This window comes from Paenibacillus swuensis (assembly GCF_001644605.1).
GTDB lineage: Bacteria > Bacillota > Bacilli > Paenibacillales > DY6 > Paenibacillus_N > Paenibacillus_N swuensis.
In genome coordinates this window covers 3,172,126-3,194,603 of the sequence record NZ_CP011388.1, presented here as the reverse complement: position 1 = coordinate 3,194,603, position 22,478 = coordinate 3,172,126, and the positions used below count along the sequence as shown (strand labels likewise).

Annotated in this window: 20 protein-coding genes; 4 read left to right on the top strand and 16 right to left on the bottom strand. The window is 49.5% G+C overall.

Going from position 1 to position 22,478, the window contains the following annotated elements:
- Nucleotides 1-340: 340 nt before the first annotated feature.
- The 6 genes from SY83_RS14035 to SY83_RS14015 form a co-directional block, all read right to left on the bottom strand.
- Complete coding sequence (locus SY83_RS14035) at nt 341-1,090, bottom strand: tRNA threonylcarbamoyladenosine dehydratase (protein WP_068607509.1); 750 nt, start codon at nt 1,088-1,090, stop codon at nt 341-343.
- A 3-nt stretch (nt 1,091-1,093) separates the two neighbouring features.
- Nucleotides 1,094-2,875: an aspartate--tRNA ligase gene (aspS, locus tag SY83_RS14030; protein ID WP_068611109.1), complete on the bottom strand. Its 1,782-nt coding sequence runs from the start codon at nt 2,873-2,875 to the stop codon at nt 1,094-1,096.
- Nucleotides 2,876-2,905: 30 nt separating this feature from the next.
- A complete protein-coding gene (hisS, locus tag SY83_RS14025) occupies nt 2,906-4,159 on the bottom strand; it encodes a histidine--tRNA ligase (protein WP_068607507.1) in 1,254 nt (417 codons plus the stop codon).
- A gap of 590 nt (nt 4,160-4,749) precedes the next feature.
- The gene (locus SY83_RS23130; protein ID WP_157279862.1) at nt 4,750-4,926 is read right to left on the bottom strand and encodes a hypothetical protein; all 177 of its coding nucleotides are present in this window, start codon (nt 4,924-4,926) and stop codon (nt 4,750-4,752) included.
- Between the two features lie 69 nt (nt 4,927-4,995).
- Complete coding sequence (gene dtd / locus SY83_RS14020; RefSeq protein WP_068607505.1) at nt 4,996-5,442, bottom strand: D-aminoacyl-tRNA deacylase; 447 nt, start codon at nt 5,440-5,442, stop codon at nt 4,996-4,998.
- Nucleotides 5,443-5,539: 97 nt separating this feature from the next.
- Nucleotides 5,540-7,726 (bottom strand): RelA/SpoT family protein, encoded by a 2,187-nt coding sequence (locus tag SY83_RS14015; protein ID WP_068607503.1) that lies wholly within the window; start codon nt 7,724-7,726, stop codon nt 5,540-5,542.
- A gap of 262 nt (nt 7,727-7,988) precedes the next feature.
- On the opposite strand from SY83_RS14015, the gene uraA reads away from it, so the two are divergent.
- Nucleotides 7,989-9,269, top strand: coding sequence for a uracil permease (gene uraA / locus SY83_RS14010; protein ID WP_068607502.1), 1,281 nt, complete (start codon nt 7,989-7,991; stop codon nt 9,267-9,269).
- A gap of 74 nt (nt 9,270-9,343) precedes the next feature.
- On the opposite strand, the gene SY83_RS14005 is transcribed toward uraA, so the two are convergent.
- From SY83_RS14005 to SY83_RS13985, 6 genes are all read right to left on the bottom strand, one after another.
- Nucleotides 9,344-9,856: an adenine phosphoribosyltransferase gene (locus tag SY83_RS14005; RefSeq protein ID WP_068607500.1), complete on the bottom strand. Its 513-nt coding sequence runs from the start codon at nt 9,854-9,856 to the stop codon at nt 9,344-9,346.
- Nucleotides 9,853-12,282 carry a single-stranded-DNA-specific exonuclease RecJ gene (gene recJ, locus SY83_RS14000; protein ID WP_068607498.1) on the bottom strand — a complete coding sequence of 810 codons (2,430 nt, stop codon included), beginning with the start codon at nt 12,280-12,282 and terminating at the stop codon, nt 9,853-9,855. Before recJ ends, SY83_RS14005 begins: the two co-directional genes overlap by 4 nt.
- A gap of 9 nt (nt 12,283-12,291) precedes the next feature.
- On the bottom strand, nt 12,292-13,227 hold the full coding sequence (locus tag SY83_RS13995) for a cation diffusion facilitator family transporter (protein WP_068607496.1): 936 nt from the start codon (nt 13,225-13,227) through the stop codon (nt 12,292-12,294).
- Nucleotides 13,228-13,304: 77 nt separating this feature from the next.
- Complete coding sequence (gene secF, locus SY83_RS22805; protein ID WP_082882538.1) at nt 13,305-14,207, bottom strand: protein translocase subunit SecF; 903 nt, start codon at nt 14,205-14,207, stop codon at nt 13,305-13,307.
- Complete coding sequence (secD, locus tag SY83_RS22800) at nt 14,197-15,432, bottom strand: protein translocase subunit SecD (protein ID WP_082882537.1); 1,236 nt, start codon at nt 15,430-15,432, stop codon at nt 14,197-14,199. The genes secF and secD overlap by 11 nt, the downstream gene beginning before the upstream one ends.
- A 99-nt stretch (nt 15,433-15,531) precedes the next feature.
- The gene (locus SY83_RS13985; protein WP_068611108.1) at nt 15,532-15,756 is read right to left on the bottom strand and encodes a post-transcriptional regulator; all 225 of its coding nucleotides are present in this window, start codon (nt 15,754-15,756) and stop codon (nt 15,532-15,534) included.
- Nucleotides 15,757-15,997: 241 nt separating this feature from the next.
- Here SY83_RS13985 and spoVB point away from each other — a divergent pair, with 241 nt between their 5' ends.
- Nucleotides 15,998-17,605 carry a stage V sporulation protein B gene (gene spoVB / locus SY83_RS13980; protein WP_068607494.1) on the top strand — a complete coding sequence of 536 codons (1,608 nt, stop codon included), beginning with the start codon at nt 15,998-16,000 and terminating at the stop codon, nt 17,603-17,605.
- A gap of 18 nt (nt 17,606-17,623) precedes the next feature.
- Here the strand turns inward: spoVB and SY83_RS13975 are convergent, their stop codons facing one another.
- Nucleotides 17,624-18,259 carry a DUF421 domain-containing protein gene (locus SY83_RS13975; protein ID WP_068611107.1) on the bottom strand — a complete coding sequence of 212 codons (636 nt, stop codon included), beginning with the start codon at nt 18,257-18,259 and terminating at the stop codon, nt 17,624-17,626.
- A 261-nt stretch (nt 18,260-18,520) separates the two neighbouring features.
- Here SY83_RS13975 and SY83_RS13970 point away from each other — a divergent pair, with 261 nt between their 5' ends.
- Nucleotides 18,521-18,922: a TIGR04086 family membrane protein gene (locus tag SY83_RS13970; RefSeq protein ID WP_068607491.1), complete on the top strand. Its 402-nt coding sequence runs from the start codon at nt 18,521-18,523 to the stop codon at nt 18,920-18,922.
- A gap of 81 nt (nt 18,923-19,003) precedes the next feature.
- Nucleotides 19,004-19,852, top strand: a complete 849-nt coding sequence (locus SY83_RS13965) for a phosphatase PAP2 family protein (RefSeq protein ID WP_068607488.1) — start codon at nt 19,004-19,006, stop codon at nt 19,850-19,852.
- Between the two features lie 61 nt (nt 19,853-19,913).
- Here SY83_RS13965 and yajC read toward each other — a convergent pair whose 3' ends face one another.
- Genes yajC through queA form a run of 3 tightly spaced genes read right to left on the bottom strand, consistent with a single transcriptional unit; the run spans nt 19,914 to nt 22,471 of the window.
- Complete coding sequence (yajC, locus tag SY83_RS13960; protein ID WP_068607486.1) at nt 19,914-20,258, bottom strand: preprotein translocase subunit YajC; 345 nt, start codon at nt 20,256-20,258, stop codon at nt 19,914-19,916.
- An 11-nt stretch (nt 20,259-20,269) separates the two neighbouring features.
- The gene (gene tgt, locus SY83_RS13955; RefSeq protein WP_068607484.1) at nt 20,270-21,406 is read right to left on the bottom strand and encodes a tRNA guanosine(34) transglycosylase Tgt; all 1,137 of its coding nucleotides are present in this window, start codon (nt 21,404-21,406) and stop codon (nt 20,270-20,272) included.
- An 18-nt stretch (nt 21,407-21,424) separates the two neighbouring features.
- The gene (queA, locus tag SY83_RS13950; RefSeq protein ID WP_068607482.1) at nt 21,425-22,471 is read right to left on the bottom strand and encodes a tRNA preQ1(34) S-adenosylmethionine ribosyltransferase-isomerase QueA; all 1,047 of its coding nucleotides are present in this window, start codon (nt 22,469-22,471) and stop codon (nt 21,425-21,427) included.
- Between the last annotated feature and the right edge of the window lie 7 nt (nt 22,472-22,478).

The window sequence follows — 22,478 nt, the reverse complement described above, 5'->3', positions numbered from 1 at the left end:
ATAAATCAACTTGATCCGGCGGCAAAATAACCCCTAGGTATACCTCAGATCACTGAATCAACCACATTTATCATTCCTAGGGAGGACATTAATTCCGTGGACCGGCATGCATTGGTAGCAAATAATGTCCCTCAGAGCACTAAATCTGCTGTTGTCTTCCACTGACTCTTCGGGATAACCCAACATAATCTTGTTCACACCACTCCACTGACCCTTCGGGATAACCCAGCATAATATTGCTCCCACCCAGCTGAACCTCCGAGATAACCCTTCCCGGCCCATTAATTCATAAATAAAACCGCCCGAGCATCAGCTCAAGCGGCTAGTAAGCACCTTTACTTTATTTGTCCACACTCTTCAACAAATCCTTCACCACTTCGGCGACCATAATCAGGCCGGCTACTGGGGGGACGAAGGCGTTGCTTGCAGGCGGTTGTTTCGCTTTACGAATTTCGGGCGCGTTGGGAGACACGATCCTCTCCGTAACATCCGCGCGGGGTTTCATCGGTTCCTCGGTGGAGAAAACCACCTTCACCCCTTTGCGGATGCCGTCTTTACGCAGCTTGGTACGAACGACGCGCGCGATTGGGTCCATCGACGTTTTGGAAATGTCCGCAACCTGGAACTTGGTCGGGTCCATTTTGTTCGCGGCGCCCATAGAAGAGATTACCGGAATTTTCCGTTCCAGACATTGTTTAATCAAATGGATTTTGTACGAAATCGTATCAGACGCATCGACCACATAATCCAGATCATAAGCAAATAACTGCTCATACGTTTCTTCCGTGTAAAACATATTGAGCGCAATCGCTTCACATGCCGGGTTAATGAGAGCTATCCGCTCGCGCATCAGTTCGGCCTTCAATTGGCCAACCGTCGTCGTTAGCGCATGAATCTGCCTATTGATATTGGTGATATCGACTACGTCTTTATCAATAAGGATAATCCGGCCGACACCCGTGCGCGCCAAAGCCTCAGCGGCGATGGAACCCACCCCGCCAATACCCAGTACAGCCACCGTGCTTCCTTTCATCCGCTCCAGACCTTCCGGTCCGATCGCAAGCTCTGTTCGTGAAAATTGATGCAACATAGGTTAAACGCTCCTATCCGCTTTCTCTTTACGCGCGATCCGAATGGACAACTGCTCCAACTGCTTGCTTTCCACTTCAGAAGGCGCGTTGCTTAACAGATCCGTAGCACTTGCCGTCTTAGGGAACGCAATCGTTTCACGAAGGTTGCTGCGGCCCGAAAGCAACATCACCAAACGGTCAAAGCCTAAGGCAATCCCGCCATGCGGAGGTGTACCGTACTCGAAAGCTTCCAACAAGAAGCCAAACTGCTCATTCGCCTCTTCCGGCGAGAAGCCCAGGGCTGTGAACATCTTCTCTTGTACATCACGCTGATAAATCCTTTGCGAGCCTCCGCCCACTTCATATCCGTTCAATACCAAATCATATGCTTGCGCGCGAATTTGGCCCGGATCCGTATCGAAGAAATGCACATCTTCTTCCATCGGACGTGTGAACGGATGATGTTCCGCCACATAACGCTTCGCATCCTCATCCCAACCGAGTAACGGGAAATCCACGACCCATGCGTACTTGAACTCGCTCTCGTTAATCAGCCCAAGCTCACGGCCAATTTTCAATCGCAGGTTACCCAGCACATCGGCAACAATTTTCTTCGTGTCGGCGGAGAAGAGCAGCAAATCCCCTTCTTCGGCATCCAGACGCTCTTTCAGGGAAGCCATCTCTTCTTCGGAGAAGAATTTCACGATCGGCCCCTTCATTTCGCCGTCTTTCACTTGAATCCAGGCAAGTCCTTTAGCGCCGTAACGCGCCGCGAAAGGTCCGAGATCATCAATCTCTTTGCGGCTCCAGCTTGCGCATCCTTTGGCGTTCAACGCCTTCACCTGTCCGCCTTTCTCCACGACGGAAGCGAACACTTTCACACCGGACTGGGACACGATATCGGAAACATCCTTCAGCTCCATACCGAAGCGAAGATCCGGTTTATCAGAACCGTATTTCCCCATAGCGTCCGCATAAGTAATCCGTTGGAACGGTAGGGAAATGTCTACGCCAACCGTTTCCTTCATAAGTTTCGCCATCAGTTCTTCCATCATGGAGAGCAACTGCTCCTGCGACATGAACGAAGTCTCGATGTCCACCTGCGTAAATTCAGGCTGGCGGTCTGCTCGTAAATCTTCATCGCGGAAACAACGCGCAATCTGATAGTACCGCTCCATACCGCTCACCATAAGCAATTGCTTAAAAATTTGCGGGGATTGCGGCAAAGCGAAAAATTCACCCGGATGCACACGGCTTGGCACCAAATAGTCGCGAGCGCCTTCCGGCGTGCTTTTTGTCAAAATCGGCGTTTCGATTTCAATAAAACTTTGGTCATCCAGGAAGTTGCGGAATATCTTGGCCGCCTGCGAACGAAGCATAAGCGTGCGCTGCATTTCCGGACGACGCAGGTCCAGATAGCGATATTTCAGACGAAGCGATTCGTCGATTTCGATGCCGTCTTCAATGAAGAACGGAGGGTTCTTCGCGCTGTTCAGTATTTCAATTTCCGTAATGCGCACTTCGATTTGACCTGTGGCGAGATTTGCGTTAACCGTCTCCGCGTCGCGTTCCACAACCGTCCCTTTTACCGCAAGCACATACTCGTTTCTAGATCGGTCGCCGATCTGCAGCGCTTCACCTGAATATTCAGGTCCGAACACGATTTGTACGATTCCGCTGCGGTCCCGAAGGTCGATAAACAAGACGCCTCCAAGGTCCCTTCTTCTTTGTACCCAGCCGTTTAATACGACAGTTTGCCCGATTTCGGCCGTTCCCAATTGTCCGCAATGATGAGTTTTTAACATCATGATTCTTTGTTCCCCTTTATCAAATAATTATTGTTTATTTAAAAATTTCTCAATGAAATTTTCTAAATCCAGAACTTCCTGCTCGCCGTTCGCCATCGACTTTAACGTAATTTCGCCCCGCGCAAGTTCATCATCGCCCAAGATGGCGACATATTTCGCATGCAACCGGTCCGCCGATTTCATCTGCGCCTTCATTTTACGGCCGCCGTAATCCTTCTCGGCCACCACACCTTGAGAACGAAGCTCGAACAACAAGCGTGTGATTTCCTTCTCAGCCGCTTCGCCAAGCGCAACCAGATACATATCCAGCCCTTTGCCTGACGGAATGTCGATCCCTTGCTTCTCCAGCACCAGCACTAAACGCTCCAACCCAAGTCCGAAGCCTACTCCCGGCTGATCCGGACCGCCTACGTCAGCAACCAGACCGTTGTACCGTCCGCCGCCTCCGATGGTATCAATCGCGCCGATCCCTTCCGCCTTAAACTCAAAAGCGGTATGCGTGTAGTAATCCAGTCCGCGAACCAAACGGGGATTAATCGTGTAATTCACACCCATTGCATCCAGATACCCTCTTACCGTGGCAAAATGGTTCGTACACTCCTCGTCCAGACTATCCAAAATGGACGGTGCGCCTTCGAAATGGGCTTGATCCACCTTACAGTCCAGCAAACGCAGCGGATTTTTATCATAGCGGGATTGACAGTCACGGCAAAGTTTATCCTTGACAGGCGCCAGAAAATCCTGCAGTTTGGATTTGAAAGCAGCGCGTATTTCCGGAGTACCGACGGAATTCACTTCAACGGTCACACCCGACAATCCAAGCTCCTTATAGAACTGGAAGCCCAGCGAAATCACTTCCGCATCAAGGCTCGCATCGGTGGACCCGAAAGCTTCAATGCCGAATTGGTGGAATTGACGGAAGCGTCCCGCCTGAGGCTGTTCATAGCGAAACATAGGTCCCACATAATACACCTTCGTTAAATCGGGTTCACCATAAAGCTTATTCTCAACATAAGCCCGGACCACGCCTGCCGTTCCTTCCGGCCGCAATGTCATGCTGCGGTCCCCTTTATCGAGGAACGTATACATTTCCTTGCTTACCACATCCGTTGTTTCACCGACACCTCTTGTAAATAACTCTGTCTGTTCAAATATCGGGGTACGCAGCTCTTTGTAATTATAGCGGCAGCATACTGCTTTAATTTTCTCCTCAATAAACTGCCACTTCTCCACAGTACCCGGCAATAAATCCTGTGTGCCCTTTGGTTTCTGGAATGCCATCTATTTACCTCCCAAACCGCTTTATGCGGATCCATATCCCTTGAAATTAAAAAAATCCCCCACCCCTGACATCATTGCCAGGGACGAGAGATTAGAAACCTAATTCACCCGTGGTACCACCCACATTCCGACCTTATCCGGTAAAATTCTAGATAAGTATCGCTTTACGGTTAACGCCCGTCTACGCGTATCAGCTACTGTCCGGCAACCCTCTTGCCGCTGTTCGCCGACCGTTCTCAGGGAAGTCTATTCATTCAGTCATCGCAAGGATACTTTCAGCCTAAGGCATCCCTCTCTACTATGCGTGGTACTGAATTACTTTGCCCCTTCAACGAATCAAAGGATTAAATTAACATGCTTCAATAGAGGTTATTCTATAATTGTTACTACAGGTTGTCAAGTGTTTATGTCGAAAAAGAAAGAACCCTACAACAGAATGTTGTAGGGTTTAAGTGTTTATATTTTAAAAAGGGGGTCGTTAATTAGTATAGGAAATGAATGTTAAAGGCTTATGTTAAACAGATTACAGTTATGTTACATTTTTTAAAGCGTTTTCTATTACCTGATTTATTAAACAATTTTTCAACGGTTTACAGTCTGATTTTGCGAGGCTGTACCCATGGATATTGTTCTCCCGTCAGCCCCGCCTCTTGACCAAAGCCATATTCCTGAACGCCTTCAGCCATCTTCATGGCTTCACGCAGATGATTGTTCAACAGCCGATTTGTGGATGAGAGCATAACTTGTTCCTTTTTGGATTGATGCATAGAGGTTCGTTCTCCTTGGTATGGTTGATTTCATTAGTGTAACCAAGAAGTCTATGACATACCCCCGCCTCACCTTTCTTTACTATCGAGAATAAGTGTCACCGGCCCCCAATTGACCAGACTCACATCCATCATCGCGCCAAACTGCCCTGTTTCTACGTTTAGACCTTTCTCCCTTAAATGCTCATTAAACTGCAGATACAACGCCTCTGCCGGTTCCGGACGAGCCGCCGCCATGAAGTTCGGACGCCTGCCCTTGCGGCAATCTCCGTATAACGTGAACTGGGAAATCGACAATATCTGACCGTTCACATCTTGAATAGCCAGATTCATCCGACCATCCGCATCGTCAAATATACGCAGTCCCGCCACCTTATCCGCCAAAAATCGCACATCCTCATTCGTATCTTCATGCGTTACGCCGACCAGCAGCACGAACCCTTGCTCAATGCTGCCGATGACTTGGCCGTCAACACTTACTTGGGCCGCCTTGCTTCTTTGGAGTACCACTTTCAATCCTCATCAAACTCCTTCCGTTATCCGAGCACGGCTTCTAATATAATTAAAAATACCCTCCACCCGTAAGGGAGAAGGGCGTATACCTTGCCATCTGCTATTGCATAATCCGCTGCACGGAATATACATCCGACAGCCTCTTGATCTTCTCGACAACCGATTGCAAATGCTCTGTATTCCGAATCAAGATCGTCATATGAATCATCGCCATCTTGTTCTTGTCTGAACGTCCGGATACAGCGGAAATATTGGTCTTGCTCTCCGATACCGCCTGCAATACCTCGTTCAGCAATCCGCGGCGATCATGCCCCGTAATCTCAATCTCCACACTGTAGCTGGCTTCCACCGACTCTTCCCACATCACATCGATGACGCGTTGCACTTCTTCGTCTTCGCCTTGCGGAATGTTCATGCAGTCGGCGCGATGAACCGAAACCCCGCGTCCGCGTGTAATGTAACCGATAATCTGGTCACCGGGCACCGGATTACAGCAACGGGCAAAGCGGACGAGCAGATTATCAATGCCCTCTACCCGGATGCCGTGTGTCGGCCGCGATTTGCGAACCGTCCCAGGCGCCTTCATTTCCTTAATTTCGCTCGTCAGCTGGATCTGCTGTGCTTCTTCATTCTCTTTGCGCAACTTATCCGTTAAACGAGTGCATACTTGCGCAGCCGTGATCCCGTTAAATCCGATGGCGGATAACATGTCCTCCACATCGTTAAAGTTAAACTTCTTCGCTACTTCCATCAGCTTGTCTTCGGTCATCAGGGTCGGCGGATCGATGCCTAAACGCTTCAACTCGCGTTCCAGCTGATCCTTACCCTTGTCCACATTCTCTTCGCGCTTCTCTTTCTTAAACCACTGTTTAATCTTCGTCTTCGCGTGTGAAGACTGCGCAATTTTGATCCAATCCTGGGAGGGACCGTAAGAATGTTTGGAAGTCAGTATTTCGATAATATCGCCTGTCTTGAGCTTATGATCCAAGGGAACGATTCGTCCGTTCACTTTAGCGCCAATGGTGCGGTTACCCACTTCAGTATGAATACGATATGCAAAATCAAGAGGTACGGAACCGGAAGGCAACTCGAATACTTCCCCTTTAGGGGTAAATACGAACACCGCATCCGCGAAGAAGTCCATCCTCATGGATTCCATAAACTCGGAAGCGTCGCGTGTCTCATTCTGCAGCTCGATTATATCGCGGAACCAGGCCATCTTGTCCTCGAACGGAGCTCCTGCTCCTGGAGCGGCCGAGCCCTCTTTGTATGCCCAGTGAGCCGCGATTCCGAATTCGGCGGTCTGATGCATATCCCAGGTTCGGATCTGGACTTCGGTCGGCTCGCCCCGCGGTCCGATGACCGTGGTATGGAGGGATTGATACATATTCGCTTTCGGCATGGCTATATAATCCTTAAACCGTCCCGGCATCGGCTTCCATAACGTATGGATGATCCCCAAGGTAGCGTAACAATCCTTGATATTCTCTACGATGATTCGAATCGCCAATAAGTCGTAAATTTCATTAAATTGCTTGGCTTTCGTTGACATCTTCGTATAGATGCTGAAAATATGCTTGGGCCGGCCGGAGATATCGCCTTCAATCCCCATCTCGCTGAGCTTTTCTTTAATCCGTCCAATAATATCGGATATATATTGCTCGCGCTCCGCCCGCTTCTTCTGCATAAGATTCACGATGCGGTAATATTGTTGGGGGTTGATAAAGCGAAGGGCGATGTCTTCCATCTCCCATTTAATGGCTGAAATCCCTAACCGATGCGCAATGGGGCAGAAGATATCGAGAGTTTCTTGCGCGATTCGCCGTTGGCTTTCCTCGGATTGATACTTAAGCGTACGCATATTATGCAGCCGGTCGGCCAGCTTAATCAGAATCACACGGATGTCTTGCGCCATAGCGACGAACATCTTGCGATAATTCTCGTTCTGCTGCTCTTCCTTGGATTTAAATTTGATCTTCTCCAGCTTCGTAAGACCGTCTACGAGCATAGCGCATGTCTTCCCGAAATGCTCCCTCACCGACTCCAGCGATACCGTTGTATCTTCCACGACATCATGAAGCAGAGCGGCGATAATGCTCGTCACGTCCATCTGCATATTCACAAGGATGTCGGCTACCGCTAACGGATGCAGGATGTACGGTTCTCCGGATTTTCTAACCTGGCCATGATGGGCTTGATCGGCAAATTCGTACGCATCCCTGATCCGCTTAAGGTCGGATTCCTTCATATATGCAGCTGCCTTCACAATAAGTTGCTCAATGCCCATGAATGGATCCTTTCTGATCTATGTTCATTTCATTACATTAATGTTCGATAAAAGTATATCTCATAATTATGCCTTTGAAACAAGTCTACGTCAACTGTGCCCTCTTCTTGCGGGGGGAATAACGGCCTATTTTTTCGACGGAAACAGACAATTATTTTAATCCTGGCGGCATTTCCGCAAAAGAAGTCTTTACGCGCGTCCACATTTTGCTATGATGAAGAATGGCAGTTGAGATCATACATACATAAAAGGAGGACTTTCCTTGTCCAGAACCATTGGCGTTCATGAACGCCCCCCGCTTCTCCAGACGTTGCCGCTCAGCCTCCAGCATCTGTTCGCCATGTTCGGCTCGACCGTGCTCGTGCCTTACTTGCTACAGGTTGATCCCGCGATTTGTTTATTAATGAACGGAATCGGCACCTTATTTTACCTCCTGCTGTGCAAAGGTAAAATTCCAGCTTACCTGGGCTCAAGCTTCGCTTTCATCTCGCCCGCGGGCGCTGTCATTGCCACGCAAAGCGGCGGTGGATATGCCGCCGCGCTTGGCGGCTTCATCGCTGTAGGCGTCGTGTTTACGCTCATTGCCCTGCTCATTCGATACACCGGCACAGGCTGGATTGACGTACTGTTCCCTCCGGCGGCCATGGGTGCGATTGTTGCGGTAATCGGTCTTGAGCTTGTTCCCGTAGCGGCAGGGATGTCCGGAATTATTCCCCCCTCCGGCACCGCTTATGAAGGATGGAACCCCGACTCCAAAGCCATCATCGTATCCCTAACGACACTGCTGGTTACGATTATGGGAACCGTTCTTTTCCGTGGATTTATGAAGATTATCCCGATTCTTGTCGGCATCATTACGGGCTATGTGCTGGCCGTCATTCTTGGAATGGTACAGTTCGATTCCGTACTTGAAGCAAATTTGTTCGTGTTGCCCAAGATGACAACGCCTGTATTCGAATGGTCCGCCATCGCCATTATTTTGCCTGCGGCGTTGGTTGTTATCGCTGAACATGTGGGGCATCTGATTGTAACCGGCAATATAGTCGGCAAGGACCTTTCCAAAGATCCCGGCTTGCATCGTTCTTTGTTGGGTAACGGTTTATCCACCATCGTATCCGGTTTCGTCGGCGCCACGCCGAACACGACTTACGGAGAAAATATCGGCGTATTGGCTTTGACCCGGGTATATTCAACCTTCGTGATCGGAGGAGCGGCGGTTTTAGCGATACTGCTATCGTTCTCCGGCACATTGTCGGAACTGATACGAACCATACCGCAGCCGGTCATGGGCGGTGTATCCTTGTTGTTGTTCGGCGTCATTGCCTCCTCCGGCTTACGTATGCTCGTCGAAACCAAAGTGGATTATTCCAAGCCGGTTAACCTGATTCTGACGACGGTAGTGTTGGTTATCGGTTTGTCCGGCGCAAAAGTATCGTTCGGAAATTTCTCCATGAGCGGGATGGCGCTGGCCACGGTTGTCGCAATTATACTCAGTCTGTTCTTCAACCTCTTGAACCGGTTTAAACTGACAAATGAAGCCTAAATCTTAATAAAAAAAGCTGTCCGACGCCGACGGGCGTGGACAGCTTTTTTGTAATATATGGTAAATACAATGAATTAATACTTCAACAAAGAGTACACATCCACGTTGCCCATTTTTTCGCGGCCTGTCAAATACGTCAACTCGATGAGAAACGCCGCCCCCACAACTTCTCCGCCCAACTGTTCAATCAGGTTGATTGCCGTAGAGATGGTTCCGCCAGTCGCCAGTAAATCATCGGCAATGAGAACGCGCTGTCCCGGTTTAATCGCATCCGTGTGCATAGCCAGCTTATCTTTTCCGTATTCCAGGTCGTAGCCTGCTTCAATGGTGTCAAACGGCAGTTTACCGGGTTTACGAATCGGTGCGAAACCTACACCCAAAGCGTAAGCCAAAGGACATCCGATGACAAAGCCTCGTGCTTCCGGCCCGGCGATGACGTCGATCTCCAGATGTTGAATCAATTGTTTAAGTTCATCGATTGCGCCCTTGAACGCGGGACCGTTTTGTAACAATGTCGTAATATCCTTGAAACTGATACCCTCCTGCGGCCAATTCTCTACTACACGGATATGTTCTTTGAAATTCATACGATTTCCTCCAATAAATTAGGTTGTTGTGGTTCAGACGATTCAAACCCAGGTTGCTTCAGGAACCAGTCAGTCAGCTCCTGCGCGCTGGAATAAACGAATATTTCTTCAGCTTCCAACTGTTTTACGCGTCGTTGATAAGCTTGCGCTGTGGTTAAATCTTGCTTGGAAGGAGCGGATGTGCACCGAATGCTGTGGCCGTCCTTTTCAATAAAGGATAATTCCTCGAATACTTGCAAAATAAAGGAAGCCGCATCCTCGGAGATGCCTGATCGTCTGCGCAGATGGGTGTGCAACTCACCGGAGCGGATATTCCATTGCTCACGTTGCTTCAGTATCGCGTACATACCTTTAAAATCCTCGCGGGATGGCAGCGTCAACGTTTGATTGCGTTGGCCGTCCGCGGCAAATACAGCATAGATCCGTTCCATAGTTTGCCCGTTTATCAACAATTTGTGTATCCGTGTTAAACATTCCGGCAAACTATATAGAACGACGTTGTGCACGAACGCCAAGGGACGCGCCTTCGCTGCATCATTCACGGGCAAGGCGGTGCCGTCCGGTTCCCAGGACCATAATCCGCAAGCGCCCAGCTTGCCGTCGGCCGCGAGACGTTCCGCCGCTGGCCTGCTGGCCAGAACCGCGCATGCGCGAACCTCATCTGCTAAAGCTTCAAGCTTGTCCTGAGGCGTTGGAATCCCTCGCCAATCAAAAATTTGCAGTTGATTGACACGAACATCCTGTATCATGATTTGCGGTTTACGTGTACCGTTCCATTCGTTAATAGACAACTCCGCCAGTAAATCCAAACGCGAAGTGGAAGACAGCGCATGAACCAGCTGCGGCCGGTTGAAGGCCAACGCCTCCAGCGGCTTAGCCTTTCCTTCCGGATCCGTCAATGTAAGCTTAATATGCTGTTTATCCTTCCCCATCGTACGGATCTCCCGAATCTGTAAACCTTCCAACACAAACCGTGGCGCAGGATTCGACATGCCGAATGGGGCAAGTGATTCAGCCAGTTGAATGGTTTCCAATGTAACCTCGGACAACCCGCACACCATATCAGCTGAGAGTTTAGGTAACAGATCATCCGCCATTAACCAATGCTCGGCCATTTCATTTAACCTCTGCCGAAGCTGCGGCAGTTGATCTCTATGCAGTGTCATGCCGGCGGCTGCCTGATGTCCGCCATAATGAGCAAACAGCTCGCTGACAGATGACAAGGCCTTGTACATATCAAAGCCCGGAATAGATCGGGCTGAACCCTTGCACATGCCCGTTTCCGGATCCACACCGAGAACAATGGCCGGGCGGTAATGTCGGTCCAGAAGCTTGGAGGCAACGATTCCGATGACACCCACATTCCAGCTCTCGCCCGCCACAACGAGCACTTTATCCTGCTCCAGTCCTTGCGCTGTCACCTGCTCTAAAGCTTGACCCGCGATGTCCTCAACGATGGCTTGTCGTTCCTTGTTCAGTAAATCCAACTCATGACTCAGCAGTTCTGCTTCGGACGTATCCAAGGTGGTCAGCAGATGCACGGCTAAGTTGGCGTGCTGAAGCCTGCCTGCGGCATTAATTCGGGGAGCGACAGCAAATGCGATATTACCGGCTGAAACTTTCGACAACTCCACACCGGCAACATCCAGTAACGCTTTAATTCCCGGATTATCGCTGTTACGAATTCGTTTCATTCCTCGTCTGACGATCGCCCGGTTTTCCCCGGTCAACGGCATAAGGTCCGCGACCGTTCCAATGACAGCCATCTCAAGAAGTTCTTCCGGAAAGCGGCCAAGCAGCGCATGAGCGAGCTTGAAGGCTACTCCGACGCCGGCTAAGCTCTTGTAGGGATAGGGACAGTCCGTTAGCTTTGGATTAATAAGAGCCAAAGCTTGCGGAAGAATGTCGGGCGGTTCATGGTGGTCTGTAACGATTACGTCGATTTGAACGCTGTTTGCGAACGCAATTTGCTCCACGGCACTAATGCCGGTGTCCACAGTAACGATCAAGGATACGCCCTCAGCCTTTGCGGCTTCGATTGCGGCTATGTTTAATCCGTAGCCTTCTTTGGCTCGATGGGGAATATAATGATCGAATTTGGCTCCCAGCCCCCGCAAGAGATGAACAAGAAGGGAAGTGCTGCTGACACCGTCCGCATCATAATCGCCGTAAACCCGGATATATTCTCCCTCTTCCAGTGCCTTACGGATTCTTGCTGTAGCTTCCCGCATCCCTTTCAACAGAAACGGATCGTGAATTTCCCCCTCGTCTCCCTGCAGAAAACGGCTTGCCTCCTCGGCCGTGGTGATGCCTCGCGCATGCAGTAACTTCAACAGGAAAGGCTGTACGCCCCATTCGGCGGACAGCCTCTCGATCAACGCCTCGTCATATTCTGTTATGTTCCATTTGGCTTTAGCTTGAAGCATGGTACCCTCCTATTGCAACAGGGTCATTAGCGGTTCCGAATGCATATCTGTTGATCTTTTATATGGATAACCCGATTCGTAGGGTGTAACCCTCACGAGTACGTCTGTAATATGTGCATGTTTTTTCATAAGGTGAAACTTGACGATCTTACCTATTTCTTGACCCTCCGCCACGGTAATCCCCGGGCTGACGCTGATCCGGATGTCAACGACTACATAATGTCCCTGCTCCCGGGCCTCCAGGTGCTCAACGGCAATCACACCGCTAATCCGCTGGGCCGTCTCTGTGAAATCCCCGGCTTCTTCCTTTCGAAGAAGCGCGGAAGCTGAACCTCTGACCGAAGCCGAGATAGTTAAATAACCGCTCCAGATCATCAGCAAGCCTGCCAGCAGCGCCCCAACGCCATCGGCATACAATAAGGCGTATGTACCTGAACGTTCCCCCGCGTAAGCGAGACTGACACCTACCAAGGTTATAGCAGGCACCCATTCCTGGGATGGCCAGCCCGCCTTACGAATCGCGCCCGCCTTGCTTCGGTCATGATGCTGTCTTCTTAAAGCGAACAGAATCCGAATCGCGAACAGAACCGTCATGAACAGGGGCACATACCATTCCGGCGCTTCCGGCCCTTCACCGCGGAACAGTTGTTGGGCGGCATGCAAGCCTATTTCAAGCCCAAGCACAATGATCACGATTGAAGAAATGATGCTTGCTACTTTATGCATTTTCTCCCGTTCGTAAGGACGGGAAGCGTAAAGCGGACCGATCCGCCTGAAGCCTGCCGAACTTACAGCCGTATGCACGCTTCCAGCCGCGGTTTGAGCAGCGTCCGCTAACATGGCTTGGCTTCCGCCAAACAGGCCAAGCAAGCCTTTACTTCCTGCCAGCAGCATCTGCCCGGCCATTAGAAGCCAACCGTATCCTTCCTTCCGCTGATCCTTCATCTTGCAACACTCCCGATTCCAGTGATTGCTCCTAACCGTTTGAAAAGCCGCGTAAACCTACGCGGCTTCCAAACCTCTTATGCTGTAACTTTCTTATTTCTCAACAAAGCATTTTTGCGGAACAGCACCCATAAAGGAACAGAAATACAGATGGATGAGTAAACGCCGCTGCTTAGTCCGATAATCTTCGCCAAAGCGAAGAGCTTAATGGATTCGCTGCCGAAGATAAACAGACACACAGCAGCAATGAGAACGGTTATTACGGTGTTAACGGTACGAGCCATCGTCTGCCATACGCTACGGTTAACAAGCTCGCTGAGATCGTCCACACTCTTGATTTTCGCAAATCGCAAGTTTTCACGCACCCGGTCAAAGATAACAATCTTGTCATTGATCGAATATCCGACCGTTGTTAACACTGCGGCTACGAACGGCAGATCCACTTCGAAACGGAAGATGGCGAAGAAGGCGATGACGATCAACGCGTCGTGGAATATACCCAATACCGCCGCCAGCGCGATGGTCCAGTGAAAGCGAATCGATACATAAATCATAATGAGCACTGAAGCGATCAGGACCGCTTTAATGGCATTGTTACGCAATTCCAGGGCAATGTCCGGCGAAACGGTATTGACCTCTGGCGATACACCCTTGCCGAATTTCTCTGCAAACTTGGCGTTCACCTGCTTAATCTGATCTTCCGTCAGAATTTCGTCAAAACGAAGCGAAGTATGCTTATTGCCGCTGCCCATCGTCACTTCTTCGAGCTTTAAGCCCGTTTCGTCTACGGCCGACTGCACCTGGTCTTGCTGTACGGATTTGCCTAAAGAATACTCAATATTCGTACCTGCTTTAAAGTCGACACCGTAATTCAGACTGAAGAAGATCATCATAATCAAGCCGGTCACCAATATAAATCCGGAAAGTCCGAAGAAAATCCTCTGGTTCTTGATGAAATCGAATCTGTTCTTATAGTCCACGGATTTCACCCTCCTTCACGCCATAATAAGACGGCTTGTTGAACGCCTTGCCCTTAATCAGCAAGCTCAACAGAATTCGGGATAAGAATACATTCGTAATGACACTCAACAGAACGCTGAGAATACTGATTAACGCGAAACCCCGAATAGCTCCGTTGCCGATATAATAAAGCACGGCACTTGCGATAATGTTCGTTACATAAGCATCCATGATCGTACGGAAGGAATGCTTGGAACCCGCTTTAAGAGAAGACAGCAGGCTCTTGCCGCTGCGAAGTTCCTCGCGGATCCGTTCAAAGGTAATAATATTCGCGTCCACTGCCATCCCGATGCCCAAGACGAAGGCCGCGATACCCGGTAAGGTCAAGGTGGCGTTCATCCAGTCAAACACAAGAAGCAGCAGCCAAACATATGTGATCAGACAGATCGCCGCGATGACGCCCGGAATCCGATAGAATACAAGCATAAAAATTAGAATTAATACGGAACCGATCAATCCGGCTTTCACCGTCTGTTCCAACGATAATTGACCCAAGGAAGCGCCAACGCTTTGGGAGTACTTCTCGGTTAATTTCAGCGGCAACGCGCCCAAATTAATCGTATCCGCCAGGGATTTGGCTTCTTCATATGTAAAGCTGCCGGTAATGGTCGCTACCCCTCCAGGAATGGCCGACGAAACACCCGGATTGGAAATTTGCTCTTCATCGAGGTAGATTCCAAGAGTCTGACCAATCAGATCACCCGTAACCTTCTCAAATTTAGAAGCATCCTTCAGTTTAATCTGCACCAGCGGTTGACTTGTTTCGTTATAGCCTACGCTCGCGCCGCCCTCCACGAAGTCGTTACCGCGAAGCATGACTTTACCGCTTGGATCGCGGAACGTCAAATCTGCCGGTTTCTTCAGTGTCTTGCGAATCGCTTCCTCATCCGCGTCCCCTGTCGCTAATCGCACGCGAATCCGGTCTTTGCCTTCCGTTGTAATTTCCGGTTCGGCGATACCCTGCGCGTCTACACGTTTCTCCAGGCTTCGAGCCGTTTCCACAAGCGCGTCCTTGGTGACATCTTTGCCGGCTTCAATCGGTTCGGCTACATACAGAATTTCAAAGCCGCCCTTCAAATCAAGCCCTAATTTAATGTTCTTTACAAGGGTAGGGCTCGTCCACGCAATGACTCCAAAAGTCACGATGACTGTTAATAAAAAAGTAATAATCCTTTTAAAGTCCATAACTACGATTAATCCCCCTTTAGTGGCTACTCAACATTCCTATTATAATACAAATTGTCAAAATGTGAAGCAATGCCCGGAACCCGCAAAAAAAGGCCCCTAAAATCGGGCCCCGCGGTATGCGCTCATCGTCATGTGATTCATGAAATTCGTTACTTTTAAAGAGAGAATATCATTAACGACCTGATGCATAGCCGGTATCCCGGTTTTCTTGTATTTACCAAGTACACACTCCCAGATCTCCGTACCCGTCACATGCTCGTAACCGATCATTTGGAATTCCTCAGCTTTACTGGCGCATAACATGCGCATGGAGCTTATCATCTCGGGATCGAATCCCGTTTCGGCAAAAGGGTCTTTGGGCGCTTCTTCGCGCGGTTCCAACAGGTTGAACATTCGTCAGGTCCTCCTCTGCATGCCATTGTATAGTAATTCTTTATTGCCTTTCCGTTTCCTGCCGGTCTTACATGTGTTCTGTGAAAAATTATAGCATGTCTTGCCGTCGGACGTGCATATGGTTGTAGTAATACAAGCTTATCTCTCTTGAAGGAAGAAGGGGAACACCTTGACCAAGCAATCATTTATTAAAGGGACCATGATTCTGCTCGCAGCGGGGATCGTCAACCGAATTCTTGGGTTTGTTCCCCGCATCGCGCTGCCGAGAGTCATCGGAGCGGAAGGTGTGGGTCTGTACCAGCTCGGTTACCCGTTCTTTATCGTGATTCTCACTATTATAACGGGCGGCATCCCGCTAGCCATAGCCAAACTGGTGGCGGAAGCGGAAACGGAAGGGAACGAAAGAAAAGTTAAAGCCGTGCTTAGGACATCTCTACTGATTACGGTCGCAGCTTCTGTTTTCTTCACCATCTTATGCATTGTGGCGGCTCCCTGGATTACCACTCACGTCATCCCGGATTCCAGGGTGTATTATACGTTTCTCAGTATGACGCCCATGATTATTATTGTCGGAATTTCGTCCGTTTACCGCGGATATTTCCAAGGGCGGCATAATATGATCCCTACAGCCGTTTCCGGATTGGTGGAAACAGTCATTCGAATCTTCGCGATGCTTGGTTTCTCTTACCTGATGTTACCCTATGGTATCGAGTTTGCCGCAGCCGGCGCCATGCTGGGTGTGTTGGCAGGTGAGTTGGGCGGTATCGCGGTCCTGCTTGGGCAGTATAACCTAACGATACGCAAGCTGGCAACCCAAGCGGAAAGTCCGGGAACTCTCCGTGAAGAAGCTGTTACGGGTCAGCAACGGGAAGGCGCCAAAAAATCCTATGCTTTCGGCCTTCCTTATCTGGGTAAACTTATGCGGATTTCAATCCCCGTTACCGGGGGCAAGCTGGTGGGTTCCTTCTCTTACCTTTTCGAATCGATCATGATCGCGCGGAGTCTCGCGATTGCCGGCGTGGCGACAGGTGTCGCGACAGCTCAGTACGGGGCGTTACAAGGGATGGTCATCCCTTTATTGCTTTTGCCCAGTGCGCTGACCTACTCTTTGGCCGTTTCTCTCGTGCCCTCCCTTTCCGAAGCCGCGGCCCGAGGTGACCAACTCACGATCCATAAACGGTTACACCAATCGCTGCGTCTTGCTCTGGTCACGGGCGCCCCTTGCGCCGTGCTGCTGTATGTATTAGCCGAACCGTTATGCTTGATTATGTATGGCAGCACCGAGACGGCGGGGATGTTGAAGATGATGGCTCCGTTCGGCCTGTTTATATACTTCCAAGCACCGCTTCAGGCCACTTTGCAAGCTTTAAACAAGCCCGGAACGGCGTTATTCAACACTTTTGTCGGCGCTTCAATCAAGCTGATTCTCATCTACCAGTTAGCTACCCAACCTGAGCTTGGCATTACCGGCGCTGTCATAGCCATCTGCGTGAATGTGTTCCTGGTTACGGTGTTACATGGGGGCAGTGTGATGAGGCTGCTGAATTTCCGTATGAAAATGACGGACTTCCTTAAGGTCGGCGGCGGCATGGCCGGTATGGCTCTAACCGTTGCCTGTGTTACACGTCAGGCATGGACCGATTCTTTACCCTTGCAATTCACGGCGGCGGCTGTCTCCGGCGTGTTCGTGTATCTGCTGTTTATGATCTGGTTCGGTCTCATTGACCGCGCGGATCTGCAGCGCTTGCTTTGGATGGGCCGGAAAATCGTCAAATAAAGACGTATGCTTGCACCCTTATTTTTTGCGATCAATATAGAGCTTGCCCTTATAATCCACAGAGCACAGAAATACTTTTTTGAAATCGGTCACGCCTTGTTCTTGCAATTTATTTTTCAACCAGAACCGGGTCTGGCCAATTTTTGTCAGATTTTCATCCTGTACTTTTCCGTCCATAATTAATGCCATCGGCAATCCCTCGTAACGAAACGGGAATTTTCGTTGCTCGGGCAACCCTTGATTACGATCCTTAAAGGCGCGGACTTCCTTCGGAACTACCGTTAATTTTCCCGACGTTTCCAAAATAGCGAATTCCACGTCAGCCACATTGTTAATACGGTTTTCTCTCAGTTGGAGAAGCAGATCGTCCAGGTTGTAGCGCTGTCTCTGCATTTCGCTTCGGTTTAGCTTTCCATTCTCGATCAGCAAGGAAGGCTTCCCGTCGAACCATTGCCGGAGCTTGCGGCTTTTCAAAGTAATGAAGGCAATCAGCACTTGAATGAATACCAGCGTGATCATCGGCACAACCCCGAGGAAAAGGGAAATATCCTCGTCTTCCAGAACCATAACCGCAATTTCAGCAATCATAATTGAAATCACTAAATCAAATACCGATAACTTTCCGATCTCACGTTTCCCCATAACTCGCAGCATGATGAAGACAAAGAAATAAATAAACAGTGTTCGTCCGATTATAATCCACAAGCCCACAGAAACCGGCCTCCTCCCTTGGAAGAATATCCTTTGTATTGTGAGCGGCGGCTGTTGCTCTGATGCACGGCAATTCCGTGAAAATGTTGGGAAAACGCGTCAGACGCCTGTACTATTTCCGTCGGATACACCATAGACATGTTGTGAACAGACGTCTGTAAGTTGACTTATATTAAGGCGCATCGCGTCAAGGAGGGTATTCTCATGAATCCGATCCATACGATGAGTACAAAAGTTAATCAGGTTCGCATGACTTCGCCCCTGCTGTCCGGACTCGTCACCAGTCTAGCTTGGCTTACGGCAGGCACATTGATTTTATCTTTGTTTGTCACGTTTGGAGGAATGAAAGAAGAGTCATTACCTATGTATACTTATATTGTTCATGGCTTATCCTTGTTGTTCGGAGGGATTTCCGCGGGAAAGCAGGCTGGGCATAAAGGCTGGTATTACGGAGGACTGACGGGACTGTTATACGGAATTTTTATCTTTATTGTCGGTTTTCTTGGTTTTGACGCAGGTCTTTCCTTGAACACACTCTTGATGACAGTCGGCTCATTCCTTATGGGGGCGCTAGGCGGAATGTTCGGGGTGAATCTCAGGAAATAACTGCGATTTCGATCCCTCTTGAAGTATGGTATAATAATAAAGTTTTTGTAGCCATACGCTTTACTCAAGGAGGATCACACCATGTTTGTATTCCAGTCTATGTCACATATATCGCTATTCACCACACTCGTTGTGTTGGTGTTTGTCTGGGTTGCTACCCGGATGGTTCCGCATATTTCGGTTATCCAATTTATAAAGCAGCTAATGACTTCACGCAAATTCCTATTGCACTTCGGCGCATTGTTATTGATTCTTTACCTGAACAAACTGGAAATGAAAGTTGAATCTACGCTGGGCGTCCCGTATGATTACGCGAATCTGTTTCATTCCATTGAAGGCGACTTGGTGTATTGGATTCAACACACGTTCTTAAACCCGAACTTGACTTATCTGCTTACCTTTATATACGTAATCGTATTTCCGGCTTTGATGATCGCTTCTCTTATCATCTATACGGGAACGGGTAAACATAAGATGTTCTATGCCACCTGCTACGCAATCATGACTAACTATATCGTGGCTATTCCGTTCTATCTGTTCCTGCCGGTCAATGAAGTTTGGTATTTCCATCCGCATGTGGACTTCCTCATACCGAGCATTTTCCCATCATTTGAGCAGGATTACAGACCCTTATCCGGACTTAACAATTGCTTCCCTAGTCTGCATACCTCTATTTCCGTCACAGTAGCTCTTCTGGCATATCAAAGCGGAAACCGAGTGTGGAAGTGGATTACAGGCGTTAGTGCTCTATTAGTGCTCTTCTCCATCTTCTATCTTGGCATTCACTGGTTTGTGGATATGCTGGGCGGGGTAGCCTTAGCGGTAACAGCCGCGACCCTTGGCATGAAGCTTGCAGCCCGTACCGAGTATATGGGTGAGCTGCAGCTTGGAACATCGGTGCGTTCACGGCAAAAGGTCAGTGAAAATTAAAATATCAAAAAAGAGTGCCGAGCCGGAATGTGGATTCCTGCTCGGCACTCTTTCATTTACATTAATCTTCTTTCGTTAACGAAGGTGTAACCGATGCGGCAGGCGCGCTGCTCACGATTGTGTTGACCGCGCTGCGGTCGAACGTCAACTTCGTTGCGTCGTTCACACGAAGCACAACCGTATCTTCATTCATTTCAAGCACAGTACCGTGTAAACCGCCAATGGTGACGACTTTATCACCTTTCTTGATTGCGGATAACATGGAGTTGCGTTGCTTCTGTTTCTTCTGCTGCGGGCGAATCAGTAAGAAGTAAAATACCGCGAACATGAGAATCAAAGGAAGAAATGCTCCGATACCTCCGCCGAACAACCCTGCAGGTTCTTCTGCCGCTACTAATAAATTCATGTGAGACCCTCCTAGAAACCTTTATCATTATCGTGTAGACCATATTCTGTGAAGAACTCTTCCCGGAAATCCAGAAGTCGATCTTCACGGATGGCTTGTCTCACGTTACGCATCAAATTTAGCAGGAAATGCAGGTTATGATACGTTGTGAGGCGCAGCCCAAACGTCTCGTCCGCCTTGATCAGATGCCTTAAATAAGCACGGGAGTAATTGCGGCATGTGTAGCAATCGCATTTCGGATCCAGAGGTCCGAAATCACGTGCGTATTGCGCGTTTCTTACCACGAGCCGGCCGGAGCTGGTCATCGTTGTCCCGTTGCGGGCAATCCTTGTCGGAAGGACGCAGTCAAACATGTCGATTCCCCGAATCGCACCGTCTATTAAAGCATCCGGAGAACCCACGCCCATTAAGTACCGGGGTTTATTGGCCGGCAATAAGGGAACGGTGTGCTCCAGTACTTCATACATCAAGTGCTTCGGCTCGCCGACACTCAGTCCACCAATAGCATACCCCGGGAAATCCATGGAAGTCAAATCCAATGCGCTTTGCTTCCGGAGATCCTCATGCATGCCGCCTTGCACAATCGCGAACAGAGCTTGATCGTCCGGACGGGCATGACTTTCCAAACACCGCTCGGCCCAACGGCTTGTCCGTTCCGTTGACTTCCTGACGTATTCCTTCTCCGCGGGAAAAGGCGGACACTCATCGAATGCCATCATAATATCAGATCCCAAAGCGTTCTGAATCTCCATCGCCACTTCGGGGGAAATGAATAACTTATCTCCGTTCAAGTGAGACTTAAACGATACGCCTTCTTCCGTGATTTTGCGCATATCGCTCAGAGAAAACACCTGAAATCCGCCGCTGTCTGTGAGAATCGGGCGATCCCAATTCATGAATTTATGAAGTCCGCCGGCCTCTTTAATGAGATCATGTCCGGGACGCAGGAAGAGATGGTATGTATTGCTTAATATAATATGGGCATCCATCTCTTTGAGTTCTTCGGGACTCATGGTCTTTACCGTCGCTTGGGTTCCCACCGGCATGAACGTCGGCGTTTCAATAATACCGTGAGGCGTATGCACTCTGCCCAGTCGGGCTCCTGATTGTTTACAAGTCTTAATATGTTCGTAGGTTACTGCAGCCAATTCCGTACCTCTTTTCTCTTATTCGTAAATAAACATCGCGTCGCCGAAACTAAAGAAGCGGTAACGCTCCTGAATAGCTGCCTCATAAGCTTTCATCGTGAGCTCCCGCCCTGCCAGAGCGCTGACTAACATCACCAGCGTGGACTTGGGCAAGTGAAAATTCGTGAGCAGCGCATCCACCAGTTGAAATTCGTACCCCGGGTACATAAAGATGTTAGTCCAGCCCGAGCAAGCCTGAACAGCGCTGTCCCCGTAACGGCGCGCGACCGTCTCCAGCGTTCTGGCGGATGTGGTGCCTACAGCAACCACACGTCCGCCCCGTACGCGTGTATCGTTAAGTACTTCCGCCGTTTCTTGAGAGACTTCGTAATACTCATGATGCATTTCATGCTCTTCCACCCGCTCCGCGGATACAGGACGGAACGTCCCCAAGCCTACATGCAACGTGACGCTTGCGATCGTAACCCCTCGGCTGCGGATTTCATTGAGGAACGCCTCCGTAAAGTGAAGACCCGCAGTGGGCGCCGCGGCTGATCCCCGATGCTTGGCATATACCGTCTGGTATCGCTCCTGATCCTCTAACTGCTCTTTAATATAAGGAGGAAGCGGCATCTGACCAAGTTGATCAAGTAATTCATGGAAAATCCCTTGGTACTCGAAACGCAGTGTTCTTGCGCCCATTTCGCCTTCTTCTGTTACCTCAGCTAGAAGCAAAGGCGCTTCCGAATCCGCGCCGAAGTGAAGAACGGTTCCTTTCTTCACACGTTTTCCGGGTTTCACCAACGCCTCCCATGTATCGCCTTCCGTGTTCTTTAGCAGCAACACTTCGGCTTTAGCGCCCGTATCCGCCTTAACACCTAATAACCGGGCAGGGAGGACTCGTGTATCATTCAGTACCAACGTATCACCGGATTGCAGATAATTCAGCAGCTGCGTGAACGTACCGTGTTCGATCGCTCCGGTTCGCTTATTTAATGCCAATAGCCGAGACTCAGTACGCTGCAACAGGGGAGTTTGAGCGATAAGCTCTTCCGGTAAGTCAAAATCAAATTGTTCCACATTCATAGTCGTT